Source organism: Aeromonas sp. ANP5, from assembly GCF_963870295.1.
Classification (GTDB): Bacteria; Pseudomonadota; Gammaproteobacteria; order Enterobacterales; family Aeromonadaceae; genus Aeromonas; species Aeromonas veronii.
Genome location: NZ_CAWMRY010000001.1, coordinates 110,114 through 128,567, shown reverse-complemented (window position 1 = coordinate 128,567; position 18,454 = coordinate 110,114). Strand labels below are relative to the sequence as shown.

15 protein-coding genes are annotated in these 18,454 nt (G+C 60.5%); 7 read left to right on the top strand and 8 right to left on the bottom strand.

Features of this window, described 5'->3' with window-relative positions; all coding sequences use genetic code 11:
- Positions 1–63: 63 nt before the first annotated feature.
- The 3 genes from ligA to AACT07_RS00530 all read right to left on the bottom strand — a co-directional run bounded on the left by ligA (position 64) and on the right by AACT07_RS00530 (position 6,729).
- Positions 64–2,070 carry an NAD-dependent DNA ligase LigA gene (gene ligA, locus AACT07_RS00540; protein WP_069526277.1) on the bottom strand — a complete coding sequence of 669 codons (2,007 nt, stop codon included), beginning with the start codon at positions 2,068–2,070 and terminating at the stop codon, positions 64–66.
- Positions 2,071–2,169: 99 nt separating this feature from the next.
- The gene (gene zipA, locus AACT07_RS00535) at positions 2,170–3,339 is read right to left on the bottom strand and encodes a cell division protein ZipA (protein ID WP_069526276.1); all 1,170 of its coding nucleotides are present in this window, start codon (positions 3,337–3,339) and stop codon (positions 2,170–2,172) included.
- Between the two features lie 15 nt (positions 3,340–3,354).
- Entirely contained in the window at positions 3,355–6,729 is a 3,375-nt protein-coding gene (locus tag AACT07_RS00530; RefSeq protein ID WP_069526275.1) for an AAA family ATPase, read from the bottom strand.
- 214 nt (positions 6,730–6,943) lie between these two features.
- Here AACT07_RS00530 and cysZ point away from each other — a divergent pair, with 214 nt between their 5' ends.
- Together cysZ and AACT07_RS00520 are read left to right on the top strand one after the other, a co-directional pair.
- A complete protein-coding gene (gene cysZ, locus AACT07_RS00525) occupies positions 6,944–7,708 on the top strand; it encodes a sulfate transporter CysZ (RefSeq protein ID WP_069526274.1) in 765 nt (254 codons plus the stop codon).
- A 144-nt stretch (positions 7,709–7,852) separates the two neighbouring features.
- Positions 7,853–8,467, top strand: a complete 615-nt coding sequence (locus AACT07_RS00520) for a trimeric intracellular cation channel family protein (protein WP_005338456.1) — start codon at positions 7,853–7,855, stop codon at positions 8,465–8,467.
- Between the two features lie 85 nt (positions 8,468–8,552).
- On the opposite strand, the gene AACT07_RS00515 is transcribed toward AACT07_RS00520, so the two are convergent.
- From AACT07_RS00515 to AACT07_RS00500, 4 genes are all read right to left on the bottom strand, one after another.
- Complete coding sequence (locus tag AACT07_RS00515; RefSeq protein WP_005338457.1) at positions 8,553–8,804, bottom strand: lipoprotein; 252 nt, start codon at positions 8,802–8,804, stop codon at positions 8,553–8,555.
- A gap of 47 nt (positions 8,805–8,851) precedes the next feature.
- Entirely contained in the window at positions 8,852–9,397 is a 546-nt protein-coding gene (locus AACT07_RS00510) for a DUF882 domain-containing protein (RefSeq protein ID WP_005338458.1), read from the bottom strand.
- Positions 9,398–9,561: 164 nt separating this feature from the next.
- Complete coding sequence (locus tag AACT07_RS00505; RefSeq protein WP_069526273.1) at positions 9,562–11,046, bottom strand: L,D-transpeptidase family protein; 1,485 nt, start codon at positions 11,044–11,046, stop codon at positions 9,562–9,564.
- Between the two features lie 92 nt (positions 11,047–11,138).
- Positions 11,139–11,903, bottom strand: a complete 765-nt coding sequence (locus tag AACT07_RS00500; RefSeq protein ID WP_069526272.1) for a substrate-binding periplasmic protein — start codon at positions 11,901–11,903, stop codon at positions 11,139–11,141.
- A 316-nt stretch (positions 11,904–12,219) separates the two neighbouring features.
- Between AACT07_RS00500 and AACT07_RS00495 the strand changes: the two genes are divergently transcribed.
- The 5 genes from AACT07_RS00495 (at position 12,220) to AACT07_RS00475 (ending at position 17,715) form a co-directional block, all read left to right on the top strand.
- Positions 12,220–12,765 carry a hypothetical protein gene (locus AACT07_RS00495; RefSeq protein WP_041202288.1) on the top strand — a complete coding sequence of 182 codons (546 nt, stop codon included), beginning with the start codon at positions 12,220–12,222 and terminating at the stop codon, positions 12,763–12,765.
- Between the two features lie 55 nt (positions 12,766–12,820).
- On the top strand, positions 12,821–13,840 hold the full coding sequence (locus AACT07_RS00490) for a glycosyltransferase family 2 protein (RefSeq protein ID WP_069526271.1): 1,020 nt from the start codon (positions 12,821–12,823) through the stop codon (positions 13,838–13,840).
- A complete protein-coding gene (locus AACT07_RS00485; RefSeq protein ID WP_005338463.1) occupies positions 13,837–14,208 on the top strand; it encodes a GtrA family protein in 372 nt (123 codons plus the stop codon). Before AACT07_RS00490 ends, AACT07_RS00485 begins: the two co-directional genes overlap by 4 nt.
- Positions 14,208–15,374 (top strand): hypothetical protein, encoded by a 1,167-nt coding sequence (locus AACT07_RS00480; protein ID WP_005338464.1) that lies wholly within the window; start codon positions 14,208–14,210, stop codon positions 15,372–15,374. The genes AACT07_RS00485 and AACT07_RS00480 overlap by 1 nt, the downstream gene beginning before the upstream one ends.
- A 229-nt stretch (positions 15,375–15,603) precedes the next feature.
- Positions 15,604–17,715: an alpha-amylase gene (locus tag AACT07_RS00475; RefSeq protein WP_069526270.1), complete on the top strand. Its 2,112-nt coding sequence runs from the start codon at positions 15,604–15,606 to the stop codon at positions 17,713–17,715.
- Positions 17,716–17,790: 75 nt separating this feature from the next.
- Here the strand turns inward: AACT07_RS00475 and AACT07_RS00470 are convergent, their stop codons facing one another.
- On the bottom strand, positions 17,791–18,417 hold the full coding sequence (locus AACT07_RS00470; RefSeq protein WP_042055224.1) for a glutathione S-transferase: 627 nt from the start codon (positions 18,415–18,417) through the stop codon (positions 17,791–17,793).
- Between the last annotated feature and the right edge of the window lie 37 nt (positions 18,418–18,454).

Genomic DNA, 18,454 nt, shown 5'->3' with positions numbered 1-18,454 from the left:
GAACCCGGCCATGCCGGGTTCTCTTTTATCGGGTGCTGCGGTTAGCAGGCTTGGTGAGGGCTATCAGCCCTGCAACGCCTGTTGCAGCTCCTCTTCGGTCCAGATGGTAATGCCGAGCTCCTGTGCTTTGGTCAGCTTGGAACCGGCCGCCTCCCCCGCCACCAGCACATCGGTCTTGGCAGATACCGAACCCGCCACCTTGGCCCCCAGCGCCTGCAGCGCTGCCTTGGCGTCGTTGCGCGACAAGGTGGTCAGCGTACCGGTCAGCACGAAGGTCTTGCCGGCAAAGGGTTGCTCCGCGGCCTCTTTCTTCTCGATGGCCGGCCAGTGGATGCCGGCAGCCAGCAAGGCCTCCAACACCTCCACGTTGTGGGGCTGACGCAGGAAGTAGTAGACATGCTTGGCCACCACATCTCCCACGTCAGCCACTTCGAGCAGCTGCTCCACCGAGGCCGCGCGCAGGGCATCCAGGGTGAGGAAGTGGTTGGCAAGGTTGAGCGCAGTCGCCTCCCCCACTTCGCGGATCCCCAAGGCAAACAGGAAGCGCGGCAGGGTGGTACTGCGCGCCGCATCGATGGCGGCTACCAGATTGAGGGCCGATTTTTGCCCCATCCGCTCAAGACCTGCCAGCTGGATGGCATTGAGGCTGAACAGATCGGCGGGAGTCTTCACCAGTCCCTTGTCTACCAGCTGCTCGACAATCTTGTCGCCAAGGCCGTCCACATCCATGGCGCGACGGGCGGCGAAGTGCTTGATCGCCTCCTTGCGCTGCGCCTCGCAGAACAGGCCACCGGAGCAGCGGGCAACCGCTTCCCCTTCCAGCCGCTCCACCGCAGAGCCACAGACCGGACACTCGGTCGGGAAGAGAATTTCGCGCGCATCAACAGGGCGCAGCGCCTCCACTACGGCGACGATCTGCGGGATCACGTCCCCTGCCCGGCGCACGATCACGGTATCGCCGACCATGACGCCAAGGCGCTCGATCTCGTCGGCGTTGTGCAGAGTCGCGTTGGAGACAGTCACGCCGCCGACAAACACCGGTTTTAGCTTGGCGACCGGGGTCACGGCGCCGGTACGGCCAACCTGAAACTCGACGTTCTCAAGCTCTGTCATCTCCTCCTGCGCCGGGAACTTGTGGGCGGTCGCCCAGCGCGGGGCGCGGGCCACAAAGCCCAGCTCCTCTTGCAGGGGGATGGCATCCACCTTGTAGACCACGCCGTCGATCTCGTAAGGGAGCTCGCCACGGCGGGCCAGAATGTCGTCATGGAACGCCTGACAACCGGCGGCCCCCTCTTTGAGCTTCACCTCGGGACTGAGCGGCAGCCCCCACGCTTTGAGCTGATTGAGGCGACCAAAGTGAGAGTCACCGAGCAGCTCGCCGCCAACACCGACACCGTAAGCGTAAAAGCTTAGGGGACGGCTGGCGGTGATGCGTGAATCGAGTTGACGCAGGCTGCCGGCGGCGGCGTTACGAGGGTTGACGAACACCTTCTCGCCTGCTGCCAGTGCCTTGGCATTCATCGCCTCGAAACCGGCCTTGGGCATAAACACTTCGCCACGCACCTCAAGCCGCTCGGGCCAACCAGAGCCCCGCAATGCGAGCGGAATGGCCTTGATGGTACGCACGTTCTCGGTGATCTCCTCACCGGTGGCGCCATCGCCCCGGGTCGCCGCCTGCACCAGCTGACCATCCACATAGAGCAGACTCACCGCCAAGCCGTCGAGCTTGGGCTCGCAGCAGAAGGTGAAACGCACGTCACGCTTGAGACGATCGCTCATGCGTTGTTCGAACGCCTGCAACTCTTCGCTGCTAAAGACGTTATCCAGACTGAGCATGGGGATCTCGTGACGTACCTGACTGAACGCCGTCAGCGGCTGACCGCCGACCCGCACGCTGGGTGACGCCGGTGTTTTCAGCTCGGGATTCTCGGCTTCCAGCGCCATCAGTTCGCGCATCAGGCGATCGTATTCGGCATCCGGTACGGTCGGGTTATCCAGCACATAGTACTGGTGACCATATTCGGTAAGCAGTTCACACAATTGACGGTGGCGGGAGAGGATATCGCTCATGAAAAAGTCTCGAAGTGTGATTGAACATCCGGCCGGGGTAGAAACAAAAATGCGGTACCAGGGTACCGCACTTTTTCTTCACTCGACCCGCATGGCGTATTAGTCGCGGCTGGCCTCGTAGGCAGCCAGCTCGTGACGGTAACGGGCAATGGTCTCGTCGCTCAGCGGGCTGCGATCCATATCTGTCAGCATGGCATCGAGATCGCTGGCCAGCTGATCGGCAGCCTGCAGCATGTCCTCGAAGGCAAACGCGGCATTGCTGCGCAGCGGCAGTTGCATGAACAGGGAGACACCCGGCGTGGTGAACTGCTCCATCCGGTACGGGTTAAAGGTACCCGGCTTGACCATGTTGATCATGGAGAAGAGCACTTCACCCTTGCCGTTGGGATCTTCGTGACGGTGGAAAATATCCATCTCGCCAAACTTGAAGCCCAGCGCCATCAGGGATGAGAGCAGGGTTGCACCTTGCAAGTCGTGACCCGGACGGCCCATCAGGTTGATGACATAGACATCCTGCCAGATCTTCTCGACCGGCTGGGGTGCCATGCGCGGCTCTTCCACCACAGGTGCAGGTGCCACATAGGCTGGCTCTTCATAAACAGGCTCGGGAGCCACATGACGGGGCTGCGGCTGATATTCCGGCTCGGGAGCACGCACCGGTTCGGCACGAACGGTGTCAGCGGTACGGGCTGTCTCTGCACGGGCACCAAAAGTCGGGGCGGTCGCGTAAGCGGGCTCGACCAGCGGCTCGTCGTCCAGCGACTGCATCATGGGCTCGCGCTGGGGACGGGAACGGTAGACCGGGGTACGACGATTGACCTGAGCAGGTTTGCGCACCGGCGCGGCGGGCGCCTCGTCGATCTCCTCGGGCAGCGGTTCGTCGAACGCTTCCTCCTCTTCATAGACAGGAGGCGGCGGAACCGGGCGGGCAGCAGGCTTGCGCACTACGGGCGGCGGCAGATCGTCCTCGTCATCTTCATCATCAAAGGCGGGGACGGCAGGGCGACGACCGAGTTCCGGCTGGCGGCTCTCTTCACTGCGCAGCTTGGGCTCGGCACGACGGCCACCACTGACCACGCGTACCTGGCCGATGCCATCGCTGTCGAAGGCGCCGTTATCACGATCCCGCGACTTGGAGTCCATCCGTCCAATCGGTTTCTCTTTGATCGGTGCCTGACGATTCTTTTTGTTGCTCCACAACCCGTGAATGAGCAATGCCGCAATAGCAATACCGCCCAGGGCAACCAAGATGTAACGCAATTCCTGCATTAGCTGCTTCTCTTTCTAGTTTTGCTCAGCCAAAGCGACGGCTTCACCGATATCGACCGACACAATGCGAGAAACCCCGGGCTCTTGCATCGTGACGCCAACCAGCTGCTCAGCCATCTCCATGGAGACCTTATTATGACTGATGTAAACGAACTGTACTGTGCTCGACATCTCTTTGACAAGAGAACAGAAGCGACCGACGTTCACTTCATCGAGCGGTGCATCCACCTCATCCAGCAGACAAAAAGGTGCTGGGTTGAGTCTGAAGATGGCAAAAACCAGCGCAAGCGCGGTTAACGCCTTCTCCCCCCCGGAAAGCAGGGCAATGGTAGCATTCTTCTTACCCGGAGGTCTCGCCATGATGCTCACTCCGGCCTCCAAAAGATCATCGGAGGTAAGCTCAAGCCAGGCACTGCCCCCACCGAACACTTTTGGAAACAGGGATTTTAAATCTTCGTTGACCTTATCGAAAGTGTCCCGGAACCGTATTTGTGTCTCTTTATCAATTCTTTTAATGGCTTGGCTCAAGGTTTCCAGCGCTTGCTCGAGATCCTGACACTGATTTTCAAGATAGGTTGCCCGGGTTTTTGCCTCTTCGTACTCCTCCAGCGCCGCCAGGTTGATGGCGCCGAGCGCCTCCACTTGCCCCTCCAGAGTCTGGATCTCCTGCCGCAGCTTGCTGCGATCAGCGGCGATCAGCACCGCCTGATCGAGATCCACCAGTCGAATCCCCAGCTCTTCGAACTGCTCGTGCAGCCCCTGTCGACGGGTGAGGTTGCGTTCGCGCTCAAGGCGCAGGGTCGCCAGCTTCTCTTGCAACGTCACCAGCTGCTTGTGATCGGCACTTCTGGCCTGCTCCAGCTCACCGAGCTGGCGCTCCAGCTCCGCAAGCCGTTGATGACAGGCGAGCTGCTGCGCCTCCAGATTGCGTTGCTCGGCCAGCAGGGGCGCCAGATCCGGCACGGCCTCGCGATCCGGCCCTTTCAGCCCGGCCAGCTCCAGCCCGAGCCTCGCCAACTCCTCTTCACCCAGGGTAATGAGTTGGCGCAGATTGCCCAGCTCCAGTTGCAAACGCTGGCAGGCCGCTTGTTGCTGCTCGCGGCGCACACGGGCCTCGTCAACCGCCCGCTCGCAGCGGGTCAGCTGATCCTGAGCGAGCTGCAACCCTTGTGTCAGCGGCTCCCCCTGCTCCTGCAACTCGGCAAGGCGCGCCTCATCGAGTTCCAGTTGTTCACGGGCGCTGGCCAGCCGCTCTGCCTCTTCGGCCTGCTCCTGATCTAGCCGGATCAGCTCTTCACCGAGCTGACCGAGCCGCTGCAACCGCTCCTGCCGCTGACCCTGTTGCAGGCTCCAGGCTTCGCGCAGTTGTTGCCATTTCTGCTCTTGCTCGCGCAAGGTTCGCTGCGACAACTCCTGCGCACTGGCAATCTGGGCGCGCCGGGCATCGGCAGCCACAAGTTGCTCGCTCAACTGTGCCAGCCCCGCGGCAACCCTCTCCTGCTCGGTATGCAACCGCTCACGCTCACCCAGCAGCGCCATGGTGCCAAGCGCCGCGCCCTGTCCCAAATCTGCCCAGTTTGGCCCCAGCCAGTCGCCAGCAGGAGTCAGTACCGACTCACCGGCCGCAAGGCTTGGCTGGCGGGCCAATGCGGCCTCCCTGCTCTCCACCAGCCAGATGGCGTTGAGGAAGGCAGGAATATACTCACCACCCAGTTGCGCCGCCAGCGTACCGGCAACCGCCGGTTGCGCCGGGCCAATCCAGAGTCCCTCTTGCGCCAGATTGCACTCGTCCGCCGGCGTTGCGGTAAGCCAGCGACCCAGCACCTTGTCGAGTGCCTGTGCCCACTCGGGGGCAACCTGCAGTCGATCCGCCAGGGTCGCCCCCTCCATCTGCTCGCCGAGGATCTGATCCAGGGTCGCCAGCCGCGCCTCCAGCTCCCGTTGCAGGCTCAACTGCTGGCCATGCTGCTGCTTGAGTTGTTCATGGGCGTCGACCGCCTGTGCCAGCTGCTGGGTTAGCTCACCATTGGCCGCCCGCGTCAGCTCCAGCTCACCACTCAGGGCATCGAGGGCCGGTTGCAGATCGTCGGCCTCTGTGCCGAGGGGGCCAGCACGTTCATCTTCCAGCTTGAGGCGGGCCAGCCGGGTCTTGGCTTGCAGCTCCTGCAGGCCACCCAACCGGGTGCGGGTCTGGTTGAGCTGGCCCTGCAACCCGGCCAACTGTTGTTGCCACTGCTGCTGGCGCAGGCGGGCCTGCTCCAGCTGCTCGCTGGCGTGCTGGCGGGCCTCCTGCTGCTCAGTGAGCAACTGCTCACACTGCTCCAGCCGGGCACTCTCCTGCTCTGCGCGCAATACCCCTTCGGTCAGTTGATCCTGCTGGCTGGCAAGCTGCGCCTTGCGGGTAGCAATCCGCTCGCCCAGCGCCTCTGCACGGGCCTGCCAGTCGCGCCCCAGTTCACTCTGGTGCAGTTGCTGTTGCTCGAGACGGGCGATGGCCTGCCCGCCGAGAAAAATCTGTTGCTGACGGCTCGCCTGCTCGGCTTGCGCCTCTTGTCTGGCGACCGACAGGGTGACGTGGCGCCCCTCATCGGCGGTGCGCTTGGCATCGAGCGCCGCCAGCGCCTGCTCGGCCTGCGCCAGCTCGGTTTTGGCCTCGCCAAGGCGCGTCTCCAGCGCCCACAACTCGGAGCCAATCAGCTCGGCGCGAGCTGCGCGCGAACGACTCTTGAGCTGTTTGTAGCGCTCGGCCGTTTCGGCCTGGGCTTTGAGGTGGTCGAGGCGCGAGCCCAGCTCGCCGCGAATATCGCCGAGGCGCTCCAGATTCTCCTGAGTATGGCGAATGCGCTGCTCGGTCTCGCGGCGCCGCTCCTTGTAGCGGGAGACCCCGGCGGCCTCTTCCATAAAGAGCTTGAGATCGGCCGGACGCGACTCCACCAGTCGGCTGACGGTGCCCTGCTCGATGATGGCGTAGCTGCGGGGGCCAAGACCGGTGCCGAGGAAGAGGTCGGTAACATCCTTGCGGCGGCACTTCTGGCCGTTGATCTGATAGTGGTTGGAGCCGTCGCGCAGCACTTCGCGGCGCACCGAAATCTCGGTAAAGCGGCCGAACTCACCGGGCACCCGGTTATGGGGATTGTCGAACACCAGCTCGACCGAGGCGCGCCCGTGCGCACTGCGATTGATAGAGCCGTTGAAGATGACATCGGTCATGTTCTCGCCGCGAAGATGGCGGGCCGAGCTCTCCCCCAGCACCCAGCGCACCGCGTCGATCACGTTGGATTTGCCACAGCCGTTGGGGCCAACCACAGCAGTCATATCTGCCGACAGTTCGATGCGGGTCGGCTCGACGAACGACTTGAAGCCGGCGAGTTTGATCAGTTTCAGACGCATGGCGACCTGTATCAGTGGCTAAATAAAGAGGAGGCGGGCAGGCGATTTTACCAAATCCAGACCCGGCTTTGTTTGTAATATGCAGGCATCATCCCCATTCAATGCCCGATTTTCAGTCGCCACGGCACGAAATAAGGAATAGTCGGCGACTTTACCAAATCAAAGGCTTGTTTGTAATATGCTGGCAGTTCTCCCATGCATAGATGGAGCTCACATGAGCCAATCACCCCATATGGTCAAAGATTCAATCAGCGGTGCAGACTACTTTCTGCGCGGTTTTTCCCTCATTCGCCAACCGGGCATCCGCACCTTTGTGCTGATCCCCCTGCTGGTCAACTTCGTGCTGTTTGCCGGGGCCTTCTATGCCCTGCTGCTGCAACTGGACGGCCTGTTCGCCTGGCTCCATCAGCAGATCCCCGCCTGGCTCGACTGGCTGGACTACCTGCTGTGGCCCATCGCCCTCATCACCATACTTGTGGTCTTCTCCTTTATCTTCAGCTCGGTTGCCAACTGGGTAGCCGCCCCCTTCAACGGCCTGCTGGCGGAGAAGGTGGAGCAGATCCTCACCGGTCAGCCCGCCAATGACAGCGGCATGCTGGATATCGTCAAGGATGTGCCACGCACCTTCGGCCGCGAATGGACCAAGCTGAAGTATTACCTGCCCAAGGCCATTGGCTGCCTGATCCTGTTTCTGATCCCGGTGGTGGGCCAGACCCTGGCGCCTGTGCTCTGGTTCCTGTTCAGCGCCTGGATGATGGCGATCCAGTATGTGGATTATCCGTTCGACAACCACAAGATCGACTTCATCACCATGCGTGACGCCTTGAAGCAACGCCGTGGCAAGTGCCTCAGCTTCGGCGCTTTGGTGACCCTCTTCTCCGCCATTCCGGTGGTAAACCTCTTCGTGATGCCGGTCGCCATCTGTGGCGCCACCGCCATGTGGGTCGATCACTACCGCAAGGAGCAGTTGGGGCGCTAACCCTTGAACATTGATTCGAAAAGGCTCCCGAAACGGTGCTTTTTTGCATTTAGCATGAATTAAATTAATGCATGCATTCGATAGCTTGTCCCATATGACACGAGTTGGTAGGATTCTGGCCTTTCTCGTTCCCTGGGATATCTCATGTTACATGCACTCTTCTTGGTGGGCCTGGTGGCCGAAGGGATGACCGGCGCGCTGGCCGCGGGTCGGCGACGGATGGATCTGTTTGGTGTGGTGATCATCGCCTCGGCGACGGCCATCGGTGGTGGCACCATCCGCGATGTGCTGCTCGGCCACTATCCGCTGCTCTGGATTGAACATCCGGAATATGTGCTGCTGGTTGCCGCAGCCGCGATGGCGGGTGTGGTCTCCGCCCCCCTGATGCGCTATCTCGGCAAGCTGTTCATGGCCCTCGATGCCCTGGGGCTGGTGGTCTTCTCCATCTTCGGTGCGGCCCGAGCGCTGGATATGGGCCACGGCGCCGGTATTGCCTGCATCATGGCGGTGGTGACCGGGGTCTTTGGCGGGGTGCTGCGGGATCTGCTCTGCCAACGCATTCCGCTGGTGTTTCGTCGCGAGCTCTATGCAGCCATTTCGCTGATCACCGCAGCGCTTTACTGTCTGGCGCTGGATCAGGGCTTGCCGACCAACTGGGCGGCGTTCGGTTCTATCGGAATTGGCTTTGTACTTCGGCTGCTGGCGGTTCGCTTCAAGTGGGGTCTGCCCACCTTCAACTACCAGTACGCGACCCACTGAGTACGCCAGCTTCTGGCGAAGCGGGTTGGATTACGAGCAACAAAAAAGCGCCCGAGCGGCGCTTTTTTCATGGACGTTCTGCGACTCAGTTAATCCCTTCCGAGCTGAAGAAGGTCGCCTTGTCGGCGATAAAGCGGATCTTGATGTTCTTCCCTTCCCCGCCCCAGAGGCAGCTGGTGGTGCCCAAGGCATCATCACAACGCTCCGCCTTGCCCAGAATGGTGCTGGCCTCGGCGTAACTCATCCCCATCTTCAACTGGTCGTAATTTTCACGGTTGAGCTTGCTGCAACCGGTCAACAACAGGGCGATCAGGCCGCCAATCACTATCTTTTTCATCGCTATCTCCTCTCTGGTGGGAAGAGCTTGGCAGCTTGCCATCCCCTTTACCAGCTGCGCACCGGGCCGGTATCAAGGTGAACGAAGTTATCACGAGGATAGTAACCAACCCCACCCACCTTGAGCTGGAGCGCCGCCTTGCGCAGATGAGCCAGCTGTACGCCGGGGATCCGCACATCCACCGCCTGCCCCAAGGTGTGGTAGCTGTGCTTGGCCACACCGCGGCTCTTGTGGCGCTTCTGACGATTGGTCGCCGGGGCGCGATAGCCGGAGATCAGCTGGATTTCGCTGCGCCGACCCAGCTTGTGCTGCAACAGAAACAGCTGATCAAACAGCTTCTTGTCGATGTTGAACACTTCGTTGCGCCGGTAATCGCGGAAGATGTGGTTGAGCTCGGCCAACCCGTCGCTCAGATAGTGGCCATTCTCCCAATAGCTGGCGCGCACCCGCTCGCCGGTATTGAGATTGAAGAAACTGAGTTCACGCCCGGTGGTACTGCGGCTGGCCAGTGCAGGGAAGGAGATCAGCGAGCTGCCCAGCAGGCAACCGGCTCCCAACAACAGGCGACGTCGACTTATCTCTTGTTCCAGCATAAGGGGTTCGTCCATCGCAGATTCAAGCGAAAATAGTTGAATAAAATCACTGATTGAATGTGATACAGGCGCTTGAAACTACCTTCCGGCGGGGGGGCCTGTCAAACCTCAATCGCCCATAGAAAAGCCCGGCACAGGCCGGGCTTTTCACTCTGTGGCAGGGATCACAGCAGGCGACTCTGGAAGCTGACCCGATCAAATCCGTAGATGTCGTTACGCAGTTGCTGGCGACCATTTTCGTCGATCCAGCTGCTCCAGTAGACAGTAAAGACCGGGATCGGCGTGGTGAGCGGCAACCATTTGGTCTGGCTCTCCTTGAGGATATTGGCCACCTTGTCCGGCTGATAGCGGGAGTCCGCCAACAACAGCTCAGCCAGATCGTCCGCATGTTCCACCCGGATGCAGCCCGAACTGAAGGCGCGCGCCCCCTGCTCGAACAGCGCCTTGCGCGGAGTGGAATGCAGATAGATGGCGTCATTGTTGGGCAGGTAGAACTTGTAGCGCCCCAGGGCATTGTGATCCCCCGGCTTTTGCCGCAAGCGATAGGGGAAACCGGCGGCCAGCGCCTGATGCCACCCCTCTTCGGTGAACTGGACCGGATTACCCTCGCTGTCGATCACCTCGAACTGCTCGCGACTCAGATAGGCGGGATCCCGACCCAGCTTGGGCAGGATGTCTTTGCTCAGGATGGAGCGCGGCACATGCCAGGAGGGGTTGAGCACGATGGAGCGAATTTCGCTGGCCAGAATGGGGGTGGCACGCTGCTCCTTGCCGACGATGACCCGGCTGGTAAACACCTCGTTGCCGGACTCCACCACGCTCAGGCGGTAGTCAGGAATATTGACCAGCACGTAGCGGCCACCGGCGAGTTGATCCACCAGATCGCGACGCCACAGGTTACGCAGCAGCAAGCTGGCGCGCACTTGCGGACCGGTATTGAGCCAGGAGCGGGTCTGACGACCGATGATGCCGTCCGCGGTGAGACCGTGACGACGCTGGAACTGCTTGATGGCCTGCTCGGTATCACCATCGTAAATCTGATCACCATGGCTCGGGGCGCTGTCGCCCAGCTCGTTGAGCATGGCGCGGATTTGGCCGAGCTCGGCGGCGCTCTCTCCGGCACGCAGGGTCGGCATATCGAGGGTCGGCCACTTGCTGGCCATCGGCATCGCCAGCAGCTTGTGCACTTTGGCTCGCACCGCCTCGTATTCAGCCACCTGGGGGCGCAGGGATTTCACCTGGGTGAGCAGGTCATCATCGCTGGGTTGGGTCACCACAGGGCGGTTCAAATCGAGCTTAAGGGTCTTCATCTGCTCGCGAGAGACCAGATCCATCCCCCGCCAGGCGTGCTGGAAACGGCTCAGCTTGGTAAAAATGTCGTCATAGATGGCACCACGCTTGTCTGCAGGGGTGGCCTGCAGGCGCTTCCACAGCGTGAAAAAATCGGGGTGCAGCTGGGCAAGCACAGCCTCTTGCAACTGCTGCTCCAGCTCGACACGGGCCTGTTCGGCCTGACTGCCCTGATACCAGTCGTGTCCGGTTTCACTGGCCGCCACCACAACTTGTGCTTCGGTCGCATGTACCGCGCCAGCGGGCAAACATCCAAGCCACACCAGATTGGCAAGGGCCAGCCAATACTTCATCCCCATGGGTACCTCAAAACGGTTTGTTCACTCTGTCAGGCCTGACAAGCAGACCCGATGCTCAGGCCGCTCATGATGCGTGAACGGCCAATACTTTGCTAGCGCCCGGGGGCATAACGCTGCCAGATAATGTCATACGCATCTGTCTCCTTGAACCGCGCCAACGCCTGATTAAATTGTTGCAAGAACTGCGGCGAAAAACTGCGTTTGCCCAACATAAAGAAGCTCGGCGATTCAGATACCACCATGGGATGGCTGGTGAACAGACCGCTCATCCCCTCCTTGTTAAGGGCGCTGGGGGTAGCCAGCATGTCACCAAGGAAACCGTCGATCCGCCCGCGGGCCAGCTTCTCAAAATTTTGCTGGTCGCTCACCGCACTCACCTGTTTGGCATAGCGAGCGAGCAGCGACATCACTTCATCACCATAGAAGTACTCTTTGGTGACACCGAGGGAGTAACCACTGGCCAGCCAGCTCGTCAGATCCTGTTCGGGATAGTGGCTGCCCTTGCGGATCCACAGCAAGGTGCGCCCCGGGTTGTAGGAGTCGGAAAACCAGGCATAACGGGCGCGCTCATCATTGATATTCGCCTCCATCGCCATGTCTATCTCGCCATGCTCCATCTCGTGCAGTACCCGCTTCCAGGGCAGCTCCACATAGTTGACCTTGCAGTGCATGGAAGTGAGCACAGCCGTCAGCACCTCGGCGGCATAACCGCGCACCTCTTGCGGTGAGTCGGCTTCGTAATAATGGTAGGGTGGCCAGTTATCGTAACCGACCTGAATAGGCTCGGGACACAGGGCCCTGGCCAATGCCATTGGCGCCCATAATCCAAGCAACAGACAGCAAGAGATCCACTTCATATGTCATCCTTGACGAATAAGTGAGTCATCATAAATCGCCCCCTGCAAAATGGCGATAGAGGCCAGATGACTATCGCATCCGCTAGAAAATGACGCAGCAAAGCACGTCTATTTGCCAATTGCCCTGCCGGAGCACCACTGGCAACCTGCACCCCGCCAGGCCTGTTTAACCGGGAAACAGCAACGTTTGGAACAGGGGTAAAAAGGGGTTAATATGTGACCAAATATTTTTTTGTGATCCACTATGCTTTTTTTGCAATTGGATTAGCATATGCGCGACATCGGCCTACCCATTCTGTCAGGCATAGAGAGTGATATGACGTACAAAAAGTTCGGTTTTTTGACTGCCATTCTGGCGTTAAGCGGTTTTTATCTTTACACCCTCTATCTGGCTGCTCACCCCAACGTGAGCCTGGCCTACAAACTCTATTATCTGGAAGGCAAGACTCGCTTCTGGGAACACAACTCCAGCATGACCTATCAGCCGGGTAACGAGCTCAATCTGACCAAACCGAGCCGCTTCCTCTCCAGCGAAGGCTGGGCCAAGAAGCCGAGCGACGAAGGTACCCTGCTTAGCGGTCAGGGCGGTCTCTACTTTGTGCTGCCCAAGCAAGCGGCCAATCCGGATCAGCTTACCGTACAGGCCCGCATCAACAGCCCGGAAGCCGGTGCTCTGTTGAAAGTGGCGCTGGGTCACGACTTCACCACCACGGTGAAACTGGCCAAAGCGGGCATCAACGAAATCCGCCTCAGTCTGCCCGGTGACTCGCTCACGGCAGATCCCAAGCGGCCCAATTTTCTGGCGCTCTCGGCACCTACTCCCATCAATGTGCAGTCGGTACGTTTGACCGTAGCCCAGTGATCCTTGCCCCGAATACCATTTTATAAAAACAACTATCCCAAATAAGGACGTTCTTATGTCGCATCCAGATTTTCGACTCTCTCTGGTCGTTCCCGTTTACAACGAGGAAGAGAGCATCGATGCCTTCATCAACGCGATAGACAACGAACTGGCCCCGCTGAAAGACCAGCTTGAAATTGTATTCGTCAACGATGGCAGCCGTGACCGCACCCGTGAAGTGGTCGAGCAGGCCATCGCCCGCGATCCGCGCGTAACCCTGGTCAACCTGGCACGCAACTTCGGTAAAGAAGCCGCCCTGACCGCCGGTCTGCATCAAGCCAAAGGGGATGCCATCGTACCGATGGATGTGGATCTGCAAGACCCGCCCGCCCTGATCCTGGAGTTCGTCAAACTGTGGCAGACCGGTGACTATGACACCGTCTACGGCATCCGCGTCGATCGCAGCGCCGATACCCCGATGAAGCGCCTGACTGCCGGTGGCTTCTACCGCTTCTTTAATGCGCTCTCCACCAGCACCAAGCTACCGGAGAACGCCGGTGACTTCCGCCTGATCGACCGTCGCGTGGTCGAGGCGATCAAGCTGCTGCCCGAGCGCAACCGCTTTATGAAGGGGCTGTTTGCCTGGGCCGGTTTCCGTGCCGTTGGCGTCCCCTACGAGCGCCCGGCCCGTCACGCCGGTGAAACCAAGTTCAACTACTGGAAACTGTGGAACTTCGCCCTCGACGGTCTGCTCAGCTTCTCCAGCTGGCCGCTGCGGGTCTGGAGCTATGTGGGTGTCAGCGTCTCGCTGGTGGCCTTCCTCTATATCCTGAAAATCATCACCCAGGTGATCTTCTTCGGCATCGACGTACCCGGTTACGCCTCCCTGATGTCCGTAGTGCTGTTCCTCGGCGGTATCCAGCTGCTGTCGCTCGGCATCATCGGCGAGTACATCGGCCGCATGTTCGTGGAAGTGAAACAGCGCCCGGTCTACCTCATTGAAGGGGTCTATGGCCAGTATGCCAAGCAGGATGCGGGCAAACCGCAGAGCGCTGACAGCAACCAGCAAGAGCAGCAGGAGCAAGCGCCTCAATGATCTCCCGCGAGGAATTCTGGCGGCTGGTACGTTTCGGTTTTGTCGGCGGGGGGGCTACCCTCGTCGACCTTGGCACCTCCATCGCACTGTTTCATACTTGGCCCACCATCTCGGAGCACCTGGTTACCACGTTGGCTTTTGCCATCGCGTTCTGGTTCTCCTTCTTTGGTCACCGCTACATCACCTTCCAGAAGCAGGGAGCCGCCAGCAAGTTTCTGCTGGTTGCCCTCTTCTCGCTGGCGGTGCGTAACCTGATCCTGAGCGGCCTGCTGTTTGCGGGGCTCTCCGGTCTGCTGCCGGTGGTCATCGCCACCCTGACCGTTACCGTCCTCACTTACGTTCTCTCTCGCGTCTGGGTTTTTGCCTGATGAATGATATGACCAATACTGCCCCGCTCACCGGGGCTGCACTCCCCTATCGCCCGTCACTGCGCATCAGCGGTCGTGACTGGCTGATGATCATCGCCGCCTTCATGCTGAGCCGGGTGGCGCTGTATGGCATGGGCTACTTCGGGGTCCAGCTCTATGGCTCCCCCGACATTGGCCCGCTGCAGGCCTATTGTCAGTTTGACTGCGTCTGGTTCCAGCGCATTATCGAGAACGGCTACGACCTCTACCCGCGCTGGCTGAGCAAGGGCAATGCGGCCAACTGGGCCTTTATGCCGCTCTATCCGATGGTCTCTGGTGCCATCTCCAACCTGTTCAATGTGGAGAGCCTGATCGGCCTCATTATTGTTACCAATATCTCCTTCTTCGCCAGCCTGCCGCTGATGCTGCTGGTGCTGCGGCAGCTCAAGCTGGGGGACGATACCGCCCGCTTTGGCGTATGGCTGCTCGCCTTCTCCCCCTTCTCCGCCTACTTCGTCTCCGGTTATACCGAGTCGACCTTTATGGCGCTGATGCTGGGGATGTTCCTGTTCGCCTATCGGGAGCAGTGGCTGATGGTGGCCGTGCTGGGGGTCTGTATCTCCGCCACCCGCAACCTGGGGGTGATGATGGTCTTCCCGGTGCTGATCCTGGCGCTGCAGGCCTACGGCTGGCGGGAATTTTTCCGCTTTACCGAGCGCGCCTTCAAGGTGGTCTTCACCCTCTGGATGATCCCGTTTGGCCTGTTTGCCTACATGGTCTACCTCTATCACCTGACCGGCGATGCCTTTGCCTTCAAGCACATTCAGGTGGCCTGGGGTCGCTACATGGACAGCCCGCTGGACTGGTGGCTGAGCGGTTTCGAGCTGGGCGGACGCAAGGCTTACCTCTCCATCATGGTGATCTTCGGCTGGTGCCTGAACGGCTACCTGTTCAGCCAGAAACGCTGGGCGGAAGCGACCCTGATGTTCATCTGCTGCACCATCCCGCTGATGACCGGCCTCAACGCCATGCCACGCTATATGTTCGGGCTCTACCCGACCCTGCTGGCCATCATTCTGCTGACCCATCGCTGGCCCGCCATCCGCCCTGCTGTGCTCTGTATCAGCGGCATGGTGGCCTCCTTCATCGCGGTGGCCTTCGTCAACTTCAAGTTCTTCACCGTCTGATGTGACGACGATGCCTGACACACCAAATGCCGGTCACCTGACCGGCATTATTTTATGGCCGCTATTTTTATCGACAGAGCCTCCCATCTCCTCTCCGTCACACTTTCCTCGGCTTGAAAACGTAACCATTTGAACTGAAGTCACAAATCGGCATTTTGCCGATCCAAGGCGCGCTTTGCTGCTCCTAGAATGGGCCCTTGTCCGAACTGCCCTGCTCAAGGAATGGCTTATGCGTCGTGCTCATCACTTATCCCCTCTCTGGCTTGCCCTGCTGGCCGCCCCTCTGTTCATCCAACAGGCGATGGCCGCCCCCGAGGTTCGCCTCTATGTGGATGGTCAACCGGTGGCGACCCCGATCGTGCTGGACAAGGGCACGGTGGAGCTGACCCACACCCTTGCCAAGGGGAGCCACCAGATCCGCATCAGCGACGCAGACAACAGTTGCGGTACCAGCTTTGGCCCGAGCGAGAGCAAGCCGCTCCCCTTCGGCACCGCCCAGCCCATGGACAAATGCAGCAAGGATCAGAGCTTTACTCTGCGGGTGATGCTGGCCGGGGAGTATCAGTTCACCTTCAACCCGGATACCCCCAGCCTCAAGGTGCTGCGGGCGACCAAGAAGAGCGAATTCAAACGCCAGCCACCAGAAGAGCCCTGCATCAGCTGGGATGGCGGCCCGGTCAAGGTATCGCTGCAAGGGGTCTGGCCCGACGGCACCCGACTGCGGGATGCCTACTCGAAACAGGAGGCGGTGGTCAAACAGGGCAAACTGACCCTGACCCCGAGTAAAGAGAGCGGCGGCCTGCTGCTGCTCGAACCGGTCAAGGCGGCCAAGCCAGCACCGTTCAGCTGGGATCAGGCGAGCGTCTATTTCCTGCTGACCGATCGCTTTAACAACGGCGATCCCGCCAACGACCACAGCTTCGGCCGCCAGAAGGATGGACAGGACGAGGTGGCCACCTGGCACGGCGGCGACTTCAAGGGGCTGACCGAGAAGCTCGACTACATCAAGAGCCTCGGCATGAACGCCATCTGGATCACCCCCATGGTGGAGCAGGTGCACGGCTTTATTGGCGGTGGCGAGCAGGGCAACTTCCCTTTCTACGCCTACCACGGCTACTGGGCGCTCGACTTCACCAAAATCGACCCCAACTACGGCGATGAAGATAGCCTGAAAACCCTGGTGGACGAGGCCCACAAGCGCGGCATGCGGATCATCCTCGACGTGGTGATGAACCACGCCGGTTACGCCACCCTCGCCGATCTGCAAGATCTCGGGCTCACCGAACTGACCCAGAACAGCAGCAAACTGCCAACCGTCTGGAACCAGTGGCGCCCGAGCGGCGGCCTCAACTGGCATGGCTACAACCAGTTCATCGACTATCAATCACCCGCGTGGAGCAAATGGTGGAGCGGTGACTGGGTGCGCGCCGGTCTGCCCGGCTACCCGCAGCCCGGCACCGACGATGTCACTGGCTCGGTGGCGGGGCTGCCGGACTTTCTCACCGAATCGGCCAAACCGGTAGGGCTGCCGCCATTGCTGGCCGCGAAAAAGGATACCCTCGCCAAGGCGCTGCCCGACGCTACCGTGAGCGACTATCTCATCGCCTGGCACACCGACTGGGTGCGCCGCTTTGGTATCGACGGTTTTAGGGCCGACACAGTCAAGCATCTGGAGCCCGAAGTGTGGGCCAAGCTCAAGCAGGCGGGCACCGCTGCACTCAAGGAGTGGAAAGCCACCAACCCGGACAAGGCCCTCGACGCTCTGCCCTTCTACATGGTGGGTGAGGTGTGGGATCACGGGGTCGCCAAGGATTTCTGGTATCAGAACGGCTTCGATTCCCTGATCAACTTCGACTATCAGCGCGAATTCGCCCTGTCACAGGCCCAGTGCATGGCCAGCGCCGAGCCCACCTATGCCAGCTACGCCAGCCGCATCAATCAGGATCCCGAGTTCAACGTGTTGAGCTACATCAGCTCCCACGACACCAAGCTGTTCTTTGGCGACTATCAGGATGTGCCGCTACAGCGCCGGGTCGCCAACAGCTTTATGCTGCTGCCAGGCGGCATCCAGCTCTACTACGGCGACGAGTCCGGCCGCGGGCTGGCCAAGGATGGCGGGGTGTTCGATCAGGCGCTGCGCTCGGATATGAACTGGCAGGAGCTGGCCAGCGGAGACAAGGCTGAGCTGGTCAAGCACTGGCAGCAACTGGGCCAGTTCCGCGCCGCCCATCCGGCCATTGCGGCAGGCAGCCACCAGAAACTCTCGGATGCCCCCTACGCCTTTGTGCGGGAGAAGGGGGATGACAAGGTGGTGGTGGTCTTTGCCGGCCGGCAGAAGTAACCCTTAAGCCACATTGACCAGCAGCAGAGAGGGGAGCCACTGGCTCCCCTCTCTCGTTTATCCATCTGCCACGGTTCACTGTGACTGGCGCGCTGCCTCCGGCCACTGCAGGCGAGCTTTGACCAACATCTCTTGCCACAGGGGCCAGGCCAGCAGCGCCTGCTGATAGGTTCCGGCCTGACCGGGCAACAGGATGCCGTAGCTGGCCAGCCGGTAGGCCATCACCGCATAGAAGGCATCGACAATGCCCGCCTCGCCAAAGTAGAAGGGGCCCCGCGTCTGCGACCAGATCTCCTGCAAACGGGCCAGCTCACCGACCGCCTCCACCGGGGGATCGATACGGGTTGGCGCCCCAAGAAAGAAGGGGAGCAGAGAACGGATCTGCCGAAATCCCGCGTGTAGCTCGGCGCAGAGGCTGCGAGCCAGTGCCCGCTCGGCCAGCGAAACGGGATAGAGCTGGCGGTCGGGACAGAGCTCGTGAACATATTCGGCGATGGCCAGCGAGTCGTGAACCCGCACGCCATCGTGTTCGAGCCAGGGCACCAGACCGGCCGGTGCCAGCCGCTTGAGCCGCGCCAGCGACTTGGCATCCTCCAGATCGAACACCTGCTCCTGCCACGTCAACCCGCTCATGGCGAGCACCAGTGCCGCCCGCATCGCCCAGGTGGAGCCGGTGCCCACCGCCAATACCAAGGAACCCATCTGTTGCCTCCTGCATGAGTTGCCTGCGACCGGCCTG